Consider the following 19441-nt stretch of genomic DNA (forward strand, 5'->3'; position numbering starts at 1 on the left):
CAGCTAATATTCACTTAGTCAAGTCTAAAAGTCATTTTCAGTCATTTTTTTTAAATTTAACCCTGAGAAGGATCAGAACCGGCAACTTCAACAGTAAATTCATCTAAATTATCCGGAAGGTTAGAAAATACCATCATAAACGGAAGTGTCTTTCCGGGATTAACCTTTTCATTTGATCCGTTGTCACCGGAACGGTTTGAAAGCCGTTTTTTTATCGCTTCCGGATCCAGGTTGGAAAGGTCTTTGTCTGATAAAATATTACCACAATAAAATGTTTCCTGTTTTGCAAGGGTTTTATTTTTTGTATAAAGAATTCCTCTCATTTTTATAAAATTACGGGCATTGGAATATTCATTTTTAATCTTTCCGGTTATCACAAGAAGGGTTCCGGCTTTAGGGTTATTTACCACAAATTTGTTTTTTATGGAGCTTTCTATGGCTATTATCTCACCAACATTCTGAACTTCAGGCTCTGGCTCCTTTTCAAGATCAAGATAAGGGATTTTTGCCACCATACCTTTGACCGTATCCAAAAATGTGTCTGTGCCCATGGTGTAAAGTCCGTAACCGGCAGCTCCGAAAATCATCAGTCCGCCCAGCAAAACAAGAACAGGCATCTTCCTTTTTTTTTCGACAGGTTCAGCGTCTTCAGCGTCGGTCTCCTGTTTTTCCCCAGACTCGGGTTCCAAATCCATATCCAGGTCGAACACTTCCGCAGAAGGTATCGGCGGAGGCTTTTTTTCATCATATTCATCTTCTTCAAAGCCGCCTTCCGGGATTCCCATATCAAAGACCTGTGTCAGACTTCCGGCCTCCTCATCATCCTTTTCCTCGTCCTGTCCGGCACCATCCTTAAAAATCTCTTGCTCATCTTTTTCGAAGTCAAAAGATTCGCCCTCTGAGTCATCTTCAGATGTATATTGGGATTCATCTTTATCTTCAATATCAAAGTTGAAATCAAAGTCACCTGAGTCATCTGTTATTTTTTTTTCGGTTTCAGATTCGGAGTCCGCATCCAGATCAAATCCAAAATTTTCTTCATCTCTTTTGTCTTCTTCCGAAAAGTCAGATTCCAAATCTATGTCAAAATCAAAGTCCTCTTTTTCGTTATCTTGGTCAGGTTCAGCATCCATGTCTAAATCCAAATCAAGATCAAGATCAAAGATTTCTGTTCGTTCCTCATCCTTTTTAGTCTTGGCTTTAATTTCGGGTTCCAGTTCCAGTTCCAGCTCAAATTCCTCTGCCTCTTCCTTATTATCTTCGGAATCAGAGTCTAAATCGAAATCCAGCTCAAAATTGTCTTCTTTAGCCTCTTCTTTGGAATCAGGCTCAAAATCTATATCAAGCTCAAAATCTTCCGTGTCTTCCCCGCTTTCAGATTCCAGATCAAAATCAAGCTCAAAATATTCTTCCTCTTTATCCTCTTCCTTTTTTGCCTCGGACTCGGACTCCAAATCAAGGTCAAGCTCGAATTCTTCTTCCTTTTTTGCCTCGGACTCAGACTCCAAATCAAAATCAAGCTCAAAATCCTCCTCTTTTGCCCCGGACTCGGACTCCAAATCAAGATCAAGCTCGAATTCTTCCTCCTTTTTTGCCTCCGACTCAGATTCCAAATCAAGATCAAGCTCGAATTCTTCTTCTTTTTCCCCCGCATGAGGCTCCAAATCAAGATCAAGCTCGAATTCTTCCTCCTTTTTTGCCTCCGACTCAGATTCCAAATCAAGATCAAGCTCGAATTCTTCTTCTTTTTCCCCCGCATGAGGCTCCAAATCAAGCTCAAGCTCTAATTCTTCCTCTTTTGCCCCGGACTCAGATTCCAAATCAAGATCAAGCTCGAATTCTTCTTCCTTTTTTGCCTCGGACTCGGACTCCAGATCAAAATCAAGCTCGAATTCTTCTTCTTTTTCCCCCGCATGAGGCTCCAAATTTACCCCGGACTCAGGCTCCAGATCAAGATCAAGCTCGAATTCTTCTTCCTTTTTTGCCTCGGACTCGGACTCCAGATCAAGGTCAAGCTCGAATTCTTCTTCCTTTTTTGCCTCGGACTCGGACTCCAAATCAAGGTCAAGCTCGAATTCTTCTTCTTTTTCCCCCGCATGAGGCTCCAAATCAAGGTCAAGCTCTAATTCTTCCTCTTTTGCCCCGGACTCGGACTCCAGATCAAGATCAAGCTCGAATTCTTCTTCCTTTTTTGCCTCGGACTCGGACTCCAAATCAAGATCAAGCTCCTCTTCTTCAGACTTCAAATCAAGATCAAGCTCGAATTCTTCTTCCTTTTTTGCCTCCGACTCAGGCTCCAAATCAAGATCAAGCTCGAATTCTTCTTCTTTTTCCCCCGCATGAGGCTCCAAATCAAGGTCAAGCTCTAATTCTTCCTCTTTTGCCCCGGACTCGGACTCCAAATCAAGGTCAAGATCGAATTCTTCTTCCTCTTTTGCCCCGGACTCAGGCTCCAGATCAAGATCAAGCTCGAATTCTTCTTCTTTTTTTGATTCGGACTCAGACTCCAAATCAAGATCAAGCTCCTCTTCTTCAGACTTCAAATCAAGATCAAGCTCGAATTCTTCTTCCTTTTTTGCCTCCGACTCAGGCTCCAAATCAAGATCAAGCTCGAATTCTTCTTCTTTTTCCCCCGCATGAGGCTCCAAATCAAGCTCAAGCTCGAATTTTTCTTCTTTTTCCCCCGCATGAGGCTCCAAATCAAGGTCAAGTTCAAAATTTTCCTCTTTTGCTTCGGCATGAGGTTCCAAGTTAAGATCAAGCTCAAAAGCCTCTTCACCTTTTGCTTCGGATGGAGTTTCCAAATTCAAATCCAGATCAAGTTCGAATTTTTCTTCTTCTTTTATTTCGTTAGCGTTTTTTTTCACTGATGATTCTCCATCCAATTCAAGCAACTTATCTATTTCAGAAACTAAGTCTGTATTTTCCGGGTGTTCAGGTTTGATTCTTTCCTCTGAATTTAAATTTATTGATAAGTCGTCAGATTCTTTCTCAGATTCTGTTTCAGGTGATAGCTCTCCGTCCATTTCGAGCATTTCATCAAGGGCGTTATACATATTTTCAGCGTTAAACTCCATCGTCTTAAATTCGTCCGGATCTTCCGCGTCTGTATGATGCTCTGCATTATTTTGATCATCATCCTCATCATCCTCATCGTCATCTATAAAATCTTCATTTATTTCGAGCATTTGATCAATATCAGACAAATCAAGCTCATCTACTTCTTTAAGTCCGACCCTTGCTCCTAAATCTTCTGGAATACTTTCAACTGATTCTGAAGACAAATCCAAATCAAGTGATAAATCCTCGTATTCATCACCTTTAACATCTTGTTTTAACAAATCATTATTTTCATCAGCATCCGGCTCGAGGGCAATGTCCAGGTCCAGAGAAATATCTTCCGGCTCAATTTTCCGGTCTTTGCTTTCCGCCTTGTCTTCGGCATCCGGCTCGAGGGCAATGTCCAGGTCCAGAGAAATATCTTCCGGCTCAATTTTCCGGTCTTTGCTTTCCGCCTTGTCTTCGGCATCCGGCTCAAAGTCAATATCCAGGTCCAGAGAAATATCCTCCGGCTCAATTTTCCGGTCTTTGCTCTCCGCATCGTCTTCGGCATCCGGCTCAAAGTCAATGTCAATGTCCATGTCCAGGGAAATATCTTCCGGTTCAATTAGCCGGATGTCCTTATCTGTATCCTCTTCAGCATCCGATTCGAGGGAAATGTCCAGGTCCGGGGAAATATCTTCCGGCTCAATTTTCCGGTCTTTGCTCTCCGCTTCGCCTTCGGCATCCGGTTCAAAGTCTATGTCCAAGTCCAGGGAGATATCCTCCGGCTCAATTTTCCGGTCTTTGCTCTCCGCTTCGTCTTCGGCATCCGGTTCAAAGTCTATGTCCAAGTCCAGGGAGATATCCTCCGGCTCAATTTTCCGGTCTTTGCTCTCCGCATCAGCTTCGGCATCCGGCTCGAGGGCAATGTCCAGGTCCAGAGAAATATCCTCCGGCTCAATTTTCCGGTCTTTGCTTTCCGCATCAGCTTCGGCATCCGGCTCAGAGTCAATGTCCAGGTCCAGAGAAATATCTTCGGGTTCAATTTTCCGGTCTTTGCTTTCCGCCTTGTCTTCGGCATCCGGCTCAGAGTCAATGTCCAGGTCCAGAGAAATATCTTCGGGTTCAATTTTCCGGTCTTTGCTTTCCGCCTTGTCTTCGGCATCCGGCTCAGAGTCAATGTCCAGGTCCAGAGAAATATCTTCCGGCTCAATTTTCCGGTCTTTGCTTTCCGCATCGTCTTCGGCATCCGGCTCGAGGGCAATGTCCAGGTCCAGAGAAATATCCTCCGGCTCAATTTTCCGGTCTTTGATCTCCGCATCGTCTTCGGCATCCGGCTCAGAGTCAATGTCCAGGTCCAGAGAAATATCTTCGGGTTCAATTTTCCGGTCTTTGCTTTCCGCATCGTCTTCGGCATCCGGCTCGAGGGCAATATCCAGGTCCAGAGAAATATTTTCGGGTTCAATTTTTCGGTCTTTGCTCTCCGCATTGTCTTCGGCATCCGGTTCAGAGTCAATGTCCAGGTCCAGAGAAATATCTTCGGGTTCAATTTTCCGGTCTTTGCTTTCCGCATCAGCTTCGGCATCCGGCTCAAAGTCAATGTCCAGGTCCAGAGAAATATCTTCCGGCTCAATTTTCCGGTCTTTGATCTCCGCATCGTCTTCGGCATCCGGCTCAAAGTCAATGTCCAGGTCCAGAGAAATATCTTCCGGCTCAATTTTCCGGTCTTTGCTCTCCGCTTCGTCTTCGGCATCCGGTTCAAAGTCAATGTCCAGGTCCAGGGAAATATCTTCCGGCTCAATTTTCCGGTCTTTGTTTTCCGCCTCAGCTTCGGCATCCGGTTCGAGAGCAATGTCCAGGTCCAGGGAAATATCTTCCGGTTCTATTTTCCGGTCTTTGTTTTCCGCCTCAGCTTCGGCATCCGGTTCGAGAGCAATGTCCAGGTCCGGGGAAATATCTTCCGGCTCAATTTTCCGGTCTTTGCTCTCCGCTTCGCCTTCGGCATCCGGTTCAAAGTCTATGTCCAAGTCCAGGGAGATATCCTCCGGCTCAATTTTCCGGTCTTTGCTCTCCGCTTCGTCTTCGGCATCCGGTTCAAAGTCTATGTCCAGGTCCAGAGAAATATCCTCCGGCTCAATTTTCCGGTCTTTGCTTTCCTCCTTGTCTTCGGCATCCGGCTCAAAGTCAATGTCCAGGTCCAGGGAAATATCTTCCGGTTCAATTTTCCGGTCTTTGCTTTCCGCATCGTCTTCGGCATCCGGATCGAGGGCAATGTCCAGGTCCAGAGAAATATCTTCCGGCTCAATTTTCCGGTCTTTGCTCTCCGCTTCGCCTTCGGCATCCGGTTCAAAGTCTATGTCCAGGTCCAGGGAAATATCCTCCGGCTCAATTTTCCGGTCTTTGATCTCCGTATCGTCTTCGGCATCCGGCTCGAGGGCAATATCCAGGTCCAGAGAAATATTTTCGGGTTCAATTTTTCGGTCTTTGCTTTCCGCATCAGCTTCGGCATCCGGCTCAGAGTCAATGTCCAGGTCCAGAGAAATATCTTCGGGTTCAATTTTCCGGTCTTTGCTTTCCGCATCGTCTTCGGCATCCGGTTCAAAGTCTATGTCCAAGTCCAGGGAGATATCCTCCGGCTCAATTTTCCGGTCTTTGCTCTCCGCTTCGTCTTCGGCATCCGGTTCAAAGTCTATGTCCAGGTCCAGAGAAATATCCTCCGGCTCAATTTTCCGGTCTTTGCTTTCCTCCTTGTCTTCGGCATCCGGCTCAAAGTCAATGTCCAGGTCCAGGGAAATATCTTCCGGTTCAATTTTCCGGTCTTTGCTTTCCGCATCGTCTTCGGCATCCGGATCGAGGGCAATGTCCAGGTCCAGAGAAATATCCTCCGGCTCAATTTTCCGGTCTTCCTCATCTTTAGTAGAATCTGAGTCAGGAAATAAAACATCAGACGCTTTTTCCGTTTCAGATGATTTATCCACGTCAGACAATCTGAGGCTTTTCCTTTTTTCAGATTCATCTGTATCGGACAAAACAAGCCTTTCAGGATCGTCCGAATCTGAAGCCGCTTCAAATTCTCCCTCGGAAAAAGATTTTTCTGGCATTTCAAATTCGTCCGCGTCGAAAAAATCAGGAGTTTCAGGTTTGCCAGTCGGGATTCCCTCAGATTCAAAGGCGTCATCCATATCGGACGACAGATGAAGGTTTTTTATTGTCTCAGAATCGTCTGCATCAGAGATATCAGAGCCTTTCAGTTCATTTGGCTCTGAAACCGCCTTTGTTTCAAGTTTCGCCTCAGCATCTGAGTCAGGAGATAAAAGCCTTGATTCTTTTTCTGTCACACCTTCCGGTACCAACTCTGATATTTTATTCGTGTCGGATCCGCCAAGTTTTTCCGATTTATCAAATTGTACATCCGCATTTGGTTTTACATCCAAATCCAAATCAAATGATAAATCCTCAACGTCTTTCGTTTTTATGTCCTCAGTCGTGTCTTTTTCGATCTGCGGAGCCGTGCCTGAATCCGAGTCCGCCTTTTTCTTCAGATATGACGGACTTTCTGTCTCAGACCGTTCATCCCTGTCTGAATCAGGCTCGGATTGCCCCGTATCTTTTTCAATTTCTGGCTTTACGTCTAAATCCAAATCAAAAGAGAGATCATCTGGCTCTTTTTCCAAAAGATCCAGTTCATCATCTTCTATTTCGAGCAAATCTTCAATGCCTGATAAGTCAAATCCGCCGGTTTGTCCGGGGTCAAAATTCGACATTGTTTCATAACGCTCTTTTTTTTGCTGTTTTGCCTGTTCTTCTTCTGCCTTGCTGATTCTAAGCGCCTGAGTTTTCTTTGCTTTAAAATCATCTCTGACTCTGAGAGCAGTTGATTTGTCAGATTTATATTTGAATTCAGTAGGATATACTATAAAAATGTTATTGCATTTTGAGCATTGTACCCTGGATCCTGTCTGTTTCAAAAGACTTTCATCCAAATTGAAACTGGTATTACATTTTTTACACGTAATAATCATAATAGTTACCCAAATAATAAAATCTGATAGAAAAACTATCAGTCAGGTTTTGAAACCGGCATGACATTATCCGGTGGCTAACCGGTTCAGAATATTGAATGATCTGGCAATGTCAGCCTGTTCGGAGTACCCGCCACTCAGACGCTTAAAAAGATTCAATTGCCGGAACCTTGGCTGAAAACATACACAAAAAATCAACTTTAATCGGAATGGTAAGAGGTTACATAAGATCGGATGCAGATATTTTTTTGTATTGACAAGAACAAAGTCAGCTTTGATTTTCTGGCTCAGAACCAACAGACCTGACAGAATATCCGAATGTTAACTCCCTGCCTGAAACTTTGGCAGAACACTGATTGGAAGTTATAAAAAATAAGTTACTTGTAAGTTTCAGAAAAATAACCTGATTTGCTACTGACTGAAATTTTTTTTGTTTTGAACAACAGGAAGTCCCTGAAAAAATCAGTCCGCAACTGAACACACTTTTACAGACTGAAATACTATTCCAAATATATTATATATAACATTAAGCTTTCTTAAAAAGCAACAAAAAAAAGCCTTGGCCCTGTCTGAAGAAAGGGATGGCTCTCGGAAACAAAGTTTTCAATGTTAAGTATCAGATGCTAAGTATCAATACTTCGGACACTTTTTGTAACCTGTTGTTTTTATTAGGTCTGATGATTTTTATCCCGAAAATTAAAACCGTTTAATTTCAATAAGTTATTTTTTTCATCATTCTGATTTTCAAAAATTGTCCGAAGTATTGAAGTATTAAGTGTTATGAAAAATTATGATTTTTCATACTTCATTGTGAGCGACAGGCCATGAAATTGTTGTAAAACAACTCGTTATAAAATGTCATTCCTATGAAAGCAGGAATGACATTTTGGGGAACTTCAAATAAAAACCATACGCGATTCAGATCGCCATATCTGCCCTGTATTTTGAATATGTTATTTTTTAAAAAATCCCTTACGACGGACAGGAGTTCAGACCGGGACAAGTTTGCTTTTTTCAGATCCCTGTCTCTGCCAGATTTTCTATCAGTTTTTTTTGTTTTTTACTGAGATTTGTCGGCATATTGAAATATATGGAAACATAAAGATCGCCTTTGTTATTCCCTTTCATATGCGGAAGGCCGTAACCGGAAAAACGCATTTTGGTTTTATGTTTTGTACCCGGAGGTATTTTTACACTTAACTCCTTACCTTCAATCGTCGGAACAAGGATATTCGTACCGAGGACAGCCTCTGTCAGTTTTATTTCCTGATTTATATGCAGGTCATATCCTTCCGGCTTGTAAACCGGATCATGAAGCACTTTGGATTGGATGAAAAGATCTCCCGGAGGTCCCCCGTAAGGGCTGGGTTCGCCTTTTCCGGCAAGCCTCAGTTTCTTACCTGTAACCATGCCTTTTGGTATCTTTACTGTCAGATTTTCAGACCGCCCCTTATGTTGAAAATTTATGGTCTTACTGGTTCCGGTTGCCACTTCATATAAGGTCAGAGGCAGTTCATATACCAGATCAGACCCTTTGGTCTGCTGGGGCTGCTGTCTTGAATAGGGGTTAAATGACCCGTCACTGCCAAATGAAAACCGGGTTCCGCCCCTTTTTCCGCAAGCCTTTCCAAAAATATTCCCTCCGAATCCCAGATCTTCAAAAATACTTGAAAAATCAAAATTTTTAAAGATATCTTCCTGCGAATAACGCTGCTGGAATCCGGTTGACCCGAATGTGTCGTACTGCTGACGTTTTTCTTTGTCGCTCAGAACAGCATATGCCTCACTGACCTGCTTGAATTTTTCTTCAGCACTTTTATCCCCTTTGGTATGGTCAGGATGATATTTCATGGCAAGCTTCCGATACGCTTTTTTAATGTCTTCATCAGAAGCGTTTTTACTGATACCAAGTATTTTATAATAGTCGGACATTTTTCATTTCCCTGTTATTTTAGTATGATTTCGTGATCTTCCTTTTTTGAAAACTTCAGAACTTTCTGATGCTTTAAAAATAAGTTGAAAGTGGTAAGGTGTCAAGAATATTCAGAGGTTCACGATTCACACTTTCCGGGTTGGCAAATCCGAACTGTGCCCGTCTGGTCTGCCAATCTGTCAGGAGCAGTCAGATCAAAATTGTGAACACTCGATGATCAAATTTTTTTCTGTCATTCCTGCGAAAGCAGGAATCCACCGGTTCCGGATTCGTAAAATCTGCAAAAACCAGATTCCTGCTTTCGCAGGAATGACAGACTTTCCGAACGAATCGGATCAAAAAACCTGAGCATCGAGTGAACAGGGAATATCCGCGGACCAGCGGACGCTTAATCAGTTTGCGTTTTTCAGACGATCCAGCCGAAGTCTCTGTCGTTCATCAAACAGACGGCGGGACCCCAGCCATACAGCAGCCATTGTGCCGAATCCTGTTCCCCCGGCAATCAGAAACATGATTAAAATCTGATATTTCACAGCCTCCATAGGCGGATTCCCCCCGAGAATCTGGCCGGTCATCATGCCGGGGAGGCTGACCAGTCCTGCAACGGTCATGGAATTAATAATGGGAATCATGCCGCTTTTTATGCTCTCTTTACGAATATTTTCAATGGCCCGTGTCCATTCATGCCCCAGCATCAGGCGGGCTTCGATAATGGCTCGCTGGTCATATGCGGTCTGTGTGAGACGGTCAAGCCCGATGGAAATACCGCTCATGGTGTTTCCCAGCAACATACCGAGCAGGGGAACAGCATACTGAGGTTCGTACCAGGGTCTGATATTAATAATGACTGTTAAGGCCAGAATGGTTATGGAAAAAGAGGACACGGACATGGACAGCGTTCCCACACCGAACCCCCACCATCCTGAAAATCGTCTTTTCTGACGTATCATAACCTCACGGCCCGCAACCATCAGCATAAAAAATGAAATAAGTGTGATCCAGCCGATATGGACATGGGAAAAAAGGGTTTTCAAGACAAAGCCGATAAGAAGCAGCTGAATGGTGGTCCGCAATCCGGCAACAATGATCTGCCGGGTCATTCCCAGATTCATGCGTATGGAAAGAAAACTGAGGGCAACAATAAGCAATGCCGCGATGGACAGATCAGACGGTGTCAGGGAAATGATGTTCATTTGTGATTTGTGATTTGTGATTTATGATCAGACTTTTGTTTTTTAATATAAAACAGCGGGTTGAAATCCGGCTGAGTTGTTCGCTGTCATGACTTACCCATATGACAGACGGCTTATTTTCACGCTGATAGGTCTCAAGGAACTTTTCAACCCGTGTGATGTTTTCAGGATCCAGGTTTGCCGTGGGTTCGTCAAGAAGCAGGCATTCGGGGCGGTTGGCAAGCAGGCGCAGTAATGCCAGACGCTGGCGTTCTCCGCTTGAAAGTCGGCTGATTTCCCATTTTGCCACATCAGCATCAAAACCGACTGCACTGAGCCATTTCTTGTTAATATTTTTATCAAAATGCTCTCCCACAGTGTCCAGCCACCAGGAACTTTCCGCAGGAAGCAGTCCCACCTGTCTTCTCCATTGATGTCCTGATATCTGAGCGGATTCGGTTCCGTTAAGAAAAATTTTCCCGGTGTGAGGGTCCATGTCCGCAATTGCTCTGAGAAAAAGCGTTTTGCCTGCCCCGGAAGGTCCCATAATCCCCACACATTCCGATTTGGCAACGCTGAGACTGACAGGGCCGATGGTGTGAAAATAAAGATTTTCGATTTTTAAGCCGTTCAAAAATACGCCTTTGTCTTTCTGTCTGATCAAATAGCAAATCGGATGTAAGAGATTTTAGGTATGGTCAAGCGTCAGGGATAAGTGCCTGGCCCATGTTTTTCAATATAAGTCGGGCAGCACTTCCTTTTTTGCGGGACGGGATTTGCAACCCCTTCCCGCAAAAAAAACATCCGCCAAACTGTGCAAGGCAGAAAAAAATTGAATATCAAGTATATCAGCTCGTTTTATTTAAGCAGGATACAATAAACTCTCCTATTTTTTCAGCCGATATTCCGAAAAGGTCCTCTGTTTCAACATATTCAAGATGCTTATCGTCCCAGGCGATGCTGTTTTCCTGGACAATATTTTCAATACGTTCGTATTTGCCGCCCAGAGCCTTTATTTTTAAAGGAAGCGGAATATTTTCCTTAAAGGTGATATTCAGCAACAGCAGGTATTCAATCATATTGGGCGTGGAAGGAGAGGCCGAAATGATGGGAATGACAAGAATGCTCCGGTTGTCTTTCCGGCCTTTGCCGATATACACATTGCCTTCCTGAACGATGATCTTCTTGGTCCCCTTGAGTACGTTGTCCTTTTTCACACGGGACATAAGTTCTTCTGAGGTTCCTTCCTGTCTTACCACCTCAATTGTGGTTTTATCAGTGGGTTCGCCCAGAAGGTTCAGGCCGGAAATTCTGTAAAGCGTTATCCCTTTTATATCTGAAATAATACCCTGGAGATTTTTGAGGACAAGAATATTGCTGGCTGTGAGCTGCGAAGTCTTGAAATCATGAGCAGCCAGGGATTCAAAAAGCAATCCCTCTGTTTTTTCACTGATGCGGCTTGTGCCCACAGTCACGGTTTTTGCCTGGTGCTTGATGGCATCCACAGGACGGGCCATGCCGTTTATGGATTTTCCCAGACATTCGAACAAGGTATCCAGCATGTTTTTGGCTGTGCCTTTTACGCCAAAATCAAGCTCAAAGTCAGATACCGGCAGCCTTCCTGTAAGATATTTAAGCAAAAGGATCAGATCCGAGGACGCGACAAATCCCATGGAAGAGGGCAAACGGTTTTCAGCTTTTTTGGTTTTGAATTCATTATAAAACCGGGCGATTTTTTCCCTGAAAGATTTTTCAAGGATAAGTTCGTAAACATCCAGTCCTTTTTCCGCATAATCATCTATCGCAGCCTGAATATCTTCCCGGAAATTATAAAGAAACCGGGATCCGTCGTTAATGGCAAGGGCTGCGTAATACCCCCAGATATGTCCCACCAGCGTGTTTACGATGGGTGCGAAATGTTCGCTGACAACAGGAACATGAAAAACATCTTCCGCATAGGGCGCAAATCTGTCCTCGCCCTCATCTGCGATGACAATCGGAATGGCTTTGTGTGCATGAAATATTGCAGTGTCCTTTATGATATCCCCGATGACAGTCTTCCTTGTTCCTGCCGCACACACGATAATGAGCGGCTCAGAGGAAAGATCAATATGTTTCTTATCTTCAACATAATCAGATGAAATGGTTTTATAGCAAAGCTCGCTGAGTTTGATCCGTATCTCATCGGCCGAGGTTTTGTTGGGACCGCTGCCCACGGCTGCCCAGTATGCCCTGGTTGTGGCCACTTTGCTCGCGGATTTTTCGATCTGCTCCCGCATGGAAAGAATTTTCCGCATATGATCCGGGAGCTTTTGCATTTGTTTTATTTCTTCAGTTATGAAGTCCTTACCTCGGGCACCTTTCAGACCTGCCATATAAAGCCCGATAATAACGCCGGAAACAATCTGAGAATAAAATGCCTTTGTGGAAGCCACGGACATCTCAATATCCCGGCCGCTGCTGGTGTACATCACACCGTCAACTTTGAAGGTGATATCCGAATCTCTCCGGTTCACAACGGCAAGAGTATGCGCGCCCCGTTCTTTCACCATATCCACAGTGCGGTTTGTGTCTGTTGTGGTCCCGGACTGACTGATGGCAATAACCAGCGTATCCGCCATGCTGCGTTCATCATCATGTTCATTAAGGCTGAACCCGCTCAGTTCCGATGCCTTCATGGAACGGATGAGAAGTGAGGGATCATTCATATAATGGCTCAGGATATCAGCGCATCCCTGGGCTGCCACCCCCGCGGTTCCCTGTCCCACGAAAAAGATGCGCCGTATCTGGTTTTCAATGATCGCTTTTTTCAGGGAATCCGGAAACACCGTTTCATCCAGCGCAATGGCATAATGTTCTTTGTCGCGTTCCGCAATTTTCCAGCGGTTCTGAAGGGTTCTTTCCACGGAAACCGGAGATTCCGAGATTTCTTTCAGAAAATAATGGGGAAATCCCTGGCGGTCAATATCTCTTGATGTGATTTCCGTATGCCTGATATCGTGTTTCCCGATATTCAGCGGGGTTCCGTCATAAAACATGGCGCTGATACCCTCGATACCGCCGCCGGAGTCCTGGTTCAGCACAAAAATTTGCCCCCGGGTCTCGCCATCCTTACCTTCCACAGTCTTTTCACCGTCCACTTTCAGATAAAAAGGCGTGTCTTCAATAAATCCGTAAACCTCGGATGCGGATATATAGTGATCATCTGCCAGACCGATAAAGATGGCCTGACCGCTTCCTTTCTGGGCCAGAAAAAGTTTGCCCGGAGCCAGGTCCGTGTGCATGGATATGGCATGAGATCCCTTAAAATCATTCACTGCCAGCCGGAATGCTTCTTCCACGTCAGCCCCCTGACGGATATATTTTTCAATCTGCAAGGGAATAATTTTGGTGTCGGTGGTAATATCCTTATGAAACAGATTCCCTTTATGCTCGTATGCTTGTTTCAGATCGAGATAATTATCAATATCACCGTTCAGACACACATGAATAATTCCGTTTTGTTCGGTATTCATGGCTTTGTTGTCAACCGGATGGCAGTTCGGCTCGCTGATGGCACCGACAGAGGCCCAACGGGTGTGTGATACAACTGTGTGATACTGATGGGGAAAATTAACCAATGTCTGAAGAATATCATCGTGTTGAATCTGTTTGCGAAGAAAAGCCACATTGTCCCCGAGACACCCTATTTCCGCGGCCGTTTTGTAAGTAAAATCAATGGCAGTGCCGCGGATGCTGATGCCCATGTTTTCCAGGACATCCTTTCCTGAGCGTTCTTCTAATTGTTCAAGAAAATTTTCTTTGTCAAGACGCTGTTTAAATTGTTCAAATTCAGCATCATCCAGAATAAACATCAGGGATATTCCGGCGGAGTCACGTCCTCTGACCTCAAGGCGGTCTATGCTGTTCAGGACGGCATTAATCTTTTTGAATACATTTACGGCCGAGGGAAGGCAGGGACTGCTGTTTGTATGGAGAGACAGGTCTCTGACTTTTTTTACGTTATCTATGATTTCTTTGCTCAGACACCAGGCAATATCCTTTAACTGCTCAATATTTCGGGAGGCAATGTCAACATCATGAGAACTGAGATGACCCATTTGTTCTGAGAACAACCGGCGCTCCGTATGAATAATATCATAAAGGCGTCCTGCAAGGGCTGAGAGTTCATCCTGAATTTTATTCTGCGTGAAAATGTTAATAAAAAAGTCATCTCTTTTCAGGGACCGGACGGTCTGCCAAAGTGTGTCAAGGAGATGCTTTCCGCCTAAATAATGATCATCAAAAGAAACATTATTTTTTTTACAGAAATCAAGATTATGCTGCTGAATCTTTGTCACCATGTCATTTAAAGCAGGTGTTTCAAAATGACCATCTGTTTTTTTCTTCTTTTTTAGGGAAATAATGCCTGCAAGTCCGCACATATTTTACGACCTCCATTTGAAAAAATTCACCGATTTCAGAGAAAAATTCAAACCTGTAAATTTAAGTTTTTGACTTTATAAGTCTTTTTTTTTGTATCCAGGCTATCTGACCATTGTTTTATAACTCATTTCATAGATAAAAGGAAATTTCAATGGGGTGGTAACAGTATTTTAATATAGCAAAATTCTACTTTTGAGTAAATTGTTTTTTTTCGAAAATATGCAAGGGTCATCTCCGTCGGGGATGAAAACAAAATAAATAATATCCCTGACACTCGATGTTCAAATCTTTTTCTGTCATTCCTGCGAAAGCAGGAATGACAGGCTTTTTATTCGAATCGGGTCAAAAAATCTGATCATCGGGTGACAGGTTCCCAAAGAAGGTCTGGCCGTCTAAACCACCTATTTTTTATTTGTCCGTTTTCCGGCTGCTCTGCTGCCCTCCGACAGGAGTTCCCTTTGATAAGCTAAAGCCACACCGTTCCCGCTCCCTGAGCCTGTCGAAGGGAGCGGGATATGAACATCTATTCCGGGCCTGTTCAGCATGGCTCCGGGAATGGGTTCCACGCCGCTGACTTTATTGTTTTTATCCCACACAGGCTTCATTCCCAGAAGATGAAGGGCAGTTCCCACCTGGGTTCCCTCATTTCGCTGCAATTCGATGCTCCAGAAAATCAGACCGATTTTCTCAGGATAGGTTCCTTTTTCTTTCAGATATTTTTCCACCATTTCCTGCGCCTGCTTTTTCCCCAGTTTATAAGCATCTTTTGACGGAACCTTTGCCGGATCAAACCCGTAAAAATTGTTGCCCGTGGGAATGGCATCTATGTTTCTTAATGGATCGTTGCCCTGCGCCGAAGGAACATATTTGCCCTCCAGACCTCCAATCAGGCGGTCTGTTTCCAGATAACAACTGGTCAGATTTTTTTCAATCTCACTTAACGCAACCTCTTCGTTTCTTTCTTTGACCAACTGGCAGAATTCCTTCAGTTCCTCACCTTGGGGAGAGATGCCAAAGGTGTGCATCCCGTAAGGCGCATAAGCTTCCTGCAATTCAACCAGATAATGTTCGAGTTCCTCCACTGCTTCTTCGTCTATTTCCTCCAAAAGCAGGTCTTTGTCAAGACCCAGTTTTTTCACCATGTCTTTGATTCGCCTGAGTTTCTGTTCTGCCAGTTCCGCGCTTCGGGTCAGGGCATCATTGTATTCCGCAATTAACACCCCCATATCCCGGTATTCCTCATAAATCCCGGCTTTTTTCATTGCCGGAATCAGATAGTCAATAAGCACACCCCGTCCCCGGCGTTTTGCCTGCAATCCTTCGCCAATATTGTCCATAATATAGGGATAAAGATTTGGCAGTTCCTGGATGAGAACCTCCGGCGCACAGGACTGGCTGAGACCGGCTTGTTTGCCCGGAAGCCATTCATGGGAGCCATGTGTTCCCAGGGAAATCATCGCATCTGCCTTGAATCCGTGCTTCAGCCAGAGATAAAAAGCCGTGTACTGATGATGCGGCCAGAGCTGGGTGGAATGGTACAGTTTCTGGGGATCATCCCCCCATCCCCTCACAGGCTGCGGAACAAGGACAATGTTTCCCAAATTTACACAGGGAATAATAATTTCGTTGTCCCTGATCATCATCTCAGAATTTTCTGCCCGACCCCATTCGGCGATCATTTTCTCATTGTAATCCGAAACGATATGCTTGCACCATTCCAGACGGAGCTGAAAGTTTCTGTTCAGTCGCCTGAACACTGTTTCCTCATCCGGCCACGGGCCGGAAACTGTTTCACGAATAAATCTGATAAAACCTTTCAGGCCATGATTTTTAACTGTTTTTATAAGGCATTCGGAATACTGGGCAAGAATGGTGAACAGATGACCGGTTTTCATCAGATAATGATATCCTTTCATGGCATTCCAGTTGTAAGAAAAACAGTGTTCATAATTATACCCGTGACGTTTTTCAACAAGTATGCCGGTTTCAATACCCCATCGGTGACATGCTCCCATATTACAGCGTTCGTGAACATTGCCGTAGTTATAAGCGGTTCGCTGGAAATCCAGGCATGACGGGAGGTCATGACCTCAGTCTCCGCATTTTTATTAACCTTTTCCCATGTCTCCTCACATACGACAACATGGATCACAATTTTGCGCCTGTATTTCTCTCCGTACCGGTATTCCGGTCCGTTCACCCATTCAAAATGCTGCTTACGGTTCCCCCATTTCCTGTTAAACTGGTCACCCGTTATAATGAACTGAAACAGGAGGCTCCGGACTGTGTTCTGCTGATGCAGGTCGGGGCGTTCATGCAGGTGATGAATGACGACGCAAGGGCCGTGTCCGAAATCACCGGGCTGAAACTTCAAATGTTCGGTGACGCGGATGATCCGGTTGTGCTGGGCGGGTTCCCCAAATCCGGCATGGACAAGTATGTGGGCCGGCTGGTGCGGGCAGGCCGTTCCGTTGCCATCGCCCCCCCAGGATGATCAGAAGGAACGCCATATCAGAGAACGCATAAATATTAACAGTCCGGAGTGCAAAAATTGCATTTTTGCATTTTTATCCGGAGTGCAAAAATTGTATTTTTGCATTTTTATCCGGAGTGCAAAAATTGCATCTTTGCATTTTTATCCGGAGTGCAAAAATTGTATTTTTGCATTTTTATCCGGAGTGCAAAAATTGTATTTTTGCATTTTTATCCGGAGTGCAAAAATTGCATTTTTGCATTTTTATCCGGAGTGCAAAAATTGTATTTTTGCATTTTTGCATTTTTATCCGGAGTGCAAAAATTGTATTTTTGCATTTTTATCCGGAGTGCAAAAATTGCATTTTTGCACTTTTATCCGGAGTGCAAAAATTGTATTTTTGCATTTTTATCCGGAGTGCAAAAATTGTATTTTTGCATTTTTATCCGGAGTGCAAAAATTGCATTTTTGCATTTTTATCCGGAGTGCAAAAATTGCATTTTTGCATTTTTATCCGGAGTGCAAAAATTGCATTTTTGCATTTTTATCCGGAGTGCAAAAATTGCATTTTTGCATTTTTATCCGGAGTGCAAAAATTGCATTTTTGCATTTTTATCCGGAGTGCAAAAATTGTATTTTTGCATTTTTATCCGGAGTGCAAAAATTGCATCTTTGCATTTTTATCCGGAGTGCAAAAATTGCATCTTTGCATTTTTATCCGGAGTGCAAAAATTGCATTTTTGCATTTTTATCCGGAGTGCAAAAATTGCATTTTTGCATTTTTATCCGGAGTGCAAAAATTGCATTTTTGCATTTTTATCCGGAGTGCAAAAATTGCATTTTTGCACTCCGGATTCGCTGCCCGCAAAGATGCAAAAATTGCATCTTTGCACTCCGGATATTCATTAGGGCGTTGCGTTTACCACACGGAAATCAGCAGGAGCCTCAAACCGGCTTTTGTCTGATTTGTTCAATAAAACCTCCCTTAGCTGCATCAATTCCTCTTTGATTTCAAATGAATGCGTTGTGGGAGAATCTTTATCTGTGTCTTTTGTATATTGCCCCTCAACCGTGAGAATGCTTTTTACGGGATAGCCTCTGATATCCTTCAAAGATTCACGGATGGGATCAAGGGAACCCTTCCAGTATCGAAGCAGAAAACTCAGGCTGCCGAGACGTTGTGCGTCAAGCCCTGTTCGTTTGCCCAGTTTTTTATGAAAATCATCGTATTCATCAAAACCGGGAACCTCATCTGATACCCACACCTTTTGGTTTACCAGCGTCACACTCATGGCATTTTTTTTCACATCCCTGGTCTCCAGGCGCAGACTTGCCTCCGCACGCTGACACAGATAATGATTTATTTTTTCTTTTTCAGGAAAGCTGTTTATTGAGAACCGGGGTTCTGAAACCCGGTATCGGGCTTTAAGGAATTCTTCCAGTTCCTCAGTCTCTTTTTTCGGTTTTTTTATCAAGGTAACATGGGACAGCTTTGCAAAAGGGAAAACAATGATTTTATCCCCGTACCAGTCAATTTCACATATCTGATTTTTTTTTAGCAGAAAATGGGTTGTTTCCCTGTTTTCTTCAACTTTGCCAAAAAAACGCTTCATCCACGTTCCGGTATAACGGGTATTTTTATCAATAAACATTCCCTCATCCGTATAAGCAATGGCCAGTTCGGCCTCTTTTTCTCCGACAAGGTATTCTCTGATCTTGTAATCATGGATAAACAGAGCATCTCCATGACATGGGGCAGCACACAGAAAAAAGAGTATCAGCAGATATAAAAACCCCCTGCCCGATTTTGTTCCCACGCTTTGCGTGGGAATGCAGTGCGGACGCTTCGCGTCCTGATTCTGCGTGCTGTACAGGACGCGAAGCGTCCCGAAGGCATTCCCACGCAAAGCGTGGGAACGAGGACGAGGAGTGTAAAACCATAAATATTTCATAAGCTCAGAATTTTCTGATGAATGTAGGACAATACGAATATTGTCAGGAGGGGAATGCCCAGTCCCAGAAAAGCACCTAAAAATATGCTTTTTCCAGGATCAAGGCCATAGGGTTTGGTGAAGTGGATAAGGAAACAAATCCCAACACCGATCAAAAGATAAATATAATACCACATCCGTTTTTTTTGTTCCCATCGTACCAGACGGGCATTTATTTTTTTCTGTTTTTCCATGAAATTAAAAAAATATTCTAAACTCAGGATGATAAATCGTCAGCGCGTTCCTGAAAGCTTCCGGAGAGTTAACAATTAATTTTTATATCCATTTTTGCTAATACTTGCAAGACTAAACTATCATATGCTGTTTCAGGTCCCGGGCACAAGAAGTACAGGGAAACCAGATAAGAAAAGAAAAATGCTCAT

The 19441-nt window shown here is 43.8% G+C and carries 9 protein-coding genes; 1 reads left to right on the plus strand and 8 read right to left on the minus strand.

Annotated elements, in window-relative coordinates:
• Positions 1-56: 56 nt before the first annotated feature.
• The 6 genes from dnm_RS19220 to dnm_RS19245 all read right to left on the minus strand — a co-directional run bounded on the left by dnm_RS19220 (position 57) and on the right by dnm_RS19245 (position 16609).
• The gene (locus tag dnm_RS19220) at positions 57-7064 is read right to left on the minus strand and encodes a zinc-ribbon domain-containing protein (protein ID WP_207683709.1); all 7008 of its coding nucleotides are present in this window, start codon (positions 7062-7064) and stop codon (positions 57-59) included.
• Positions 7065-8078: 1014 nt separating this feature from the next.
• Positions 8079-8996 (minus strand): DnaJ C-terminal domain-containing protein, encoded by a 918-nt coding sequence (locus tag dnm_RS19225; RefSeq protein ID WP_207678525.1) that lies wholly within the window; start codon positions 8994-8996, stop codon positions 8079-8081.
• A 393-nt stretch (positions 8997-9389) separates the two neighbouring features.
• Positions 9390-10190, minus strand: coding sequence for an ABC transporter permease (locus tag dnm_RS19230; protein ID WP_207678526.1), 801 nt, complete (start codon positions 10188-10190; stop codon positions 9390-9392).
• On the minus strand, positions 10162-10803 hold the full coding sequence (locus tag dnm_RS19235) for an ABC transporter ATP-binding protein (protein WP_207678527.1): 642 nt from the start codon (positions 10801-10803) through the stop codon (positions 10162-10164). Before dnm_RS19235 ends, dnm_RS19230 begins: the two co-directional genes overlap by 29 nt.
• A gap of 214 nt (positions 10804-11017) precedes the next feature.
• Positions 11018-14593 (minus strand): SIS domain-containing protein, encoded by a 3576-nt coding sequence (locus tag dnm_RS19240; RefSeq protein WP_207678528.1) that lies wholly within the window; start codon positions 14591-14593, stop codon positions 11018-11020.
• A 402-nt stretch (positions 14594-14995) separates the two neighbouring features.
• Positions 14996-16609 carry a cobaltochelatase subunit CobN gene (locus dnm_RS19245; RefSeq protein WP_207678529.1) on the minus strand — a complete coding sequence of 538 codons (1614 nt, stop codon included), beginning with the start codon at positions 16607-16609 and terminating at the stop codon, positions 14996-14998.
• A gap of 56 nt (positions 16610-16665) precedes the next feature.
• On the opposite strand from dnm_RS19245, the gene dnm_RS19250 reads away from it, so the two are divergent.
• Positions 16666-17088: a MutS N-terminal domain-containing protein gene (locus dnm_RS19250; RefSeq protein WP_207678530.1), complete on the plus strand. Its 423-nt coding sequence runs from the start codon at positions 16666-16668 to the stop codon at positions 17086-17088.
• Between the two features lie 884 nt (positions 17089-17972).
• Here the strand turns inward: dnm_RS19250 and dnm_RS19255 are convergent.
• Together dnm_RS19255 and dnm_RS19260 are read right to left on the minus strand one after the other, a co-directional pair.
• On the minus strand, positions 17973-19019 hold the full coding sequence (locus dnm_RS19255; protein ID WP_207678531.1) for a hypothetical protein: 1047 nt from the start codon (positions 19017-19019) through the stop codon (positions 17973-17975).
• On the minus strand, positions 19016-19252 hold the full coding sequence (locus dnm_RS19260) for a hypothetical protein (RefSeq protein WP_207678532.1): 237 nt from the start codon (positions 19250-19252) through the stop codon (positions 19016-19018). Before dnm_RS19260 ends, dnm_RS19255 begins: the two co-directional genes overlap by 4 nt.
• Between the last annotated feature and the right edge of the window lie 189 nt (positions 19253-19441).

This window comes from Desulfonema magnum (assembly GCF_017377395.1).
Lineage (GTDB): Bacteria > Desulfobacterota > Desulfobacteria > Desulfobacterales > 4be13 > Desulfonema_C > Desulfonema_C magnum.

What these genes read in the sequence shown, in the direction of transcription:
- dnm_RS19255 (WP_207678531.1), bottom strand. Translation starts at nt 19,019, where the DNA reads ATGAAATATTTATGGTTTTACACTCCTCGTCCTCGTTCCCACGCTTTG.
- dnm_RS19240 (WP_207678528.1), bottom strand. Translation starts at nt 14,593, where the DNA reads ATGTGCGGACTTGCAGGCATTATTTCCCTAAAAAAGAAGAAAAAAACA.
- dnm_RS19230 (WP_207678526.1), bottom strand. Translation starts at nt 10,190, where the DNA reads ATGAACATCATTTCCCTGACACCGTCTGATCTGTCCATCGCGGCATTG.
- dnm_RS19225 (WP_207678525.1), bottom strand. Translation starts at nt 8,996, where the DNA reads ATGTCCGACTATTATAAAATACTTGGTATCAGTAAAAACGCTTCTGAT.
- dnm_RS19250 (WP_207678530.1), top strand. Translation starts at nt 16,666, where the DNA reads ATGACGGGAGGTCATGACCTCAGTCTCCGCATTTTTATTAACCTTTTC.
- dnm_RS19220 (WP_207683709.1), bottom strand. Translation starts at nt 7,064, where the DNA reads ATGATTATTACGTGTAAAAAATGTAATACCAGTTTCAATTTGGATGAA.
- dnm_RS19245 (WP_207678529.1), bottom strand. Translation starts at nt 16,609, where the DNA reads ATGGGAGCATGTCACCGATGGGGTATTGAAACCGGCATACTTGTTGAA.
- dnm_RS19260 (WP_207678532.1), bottom strand. Translation starts at nt 19,252, where the DNA reads ATGGAAAAACAGAAAAAAATAAATGCCCGTCTGGTACGATGGGAACAA.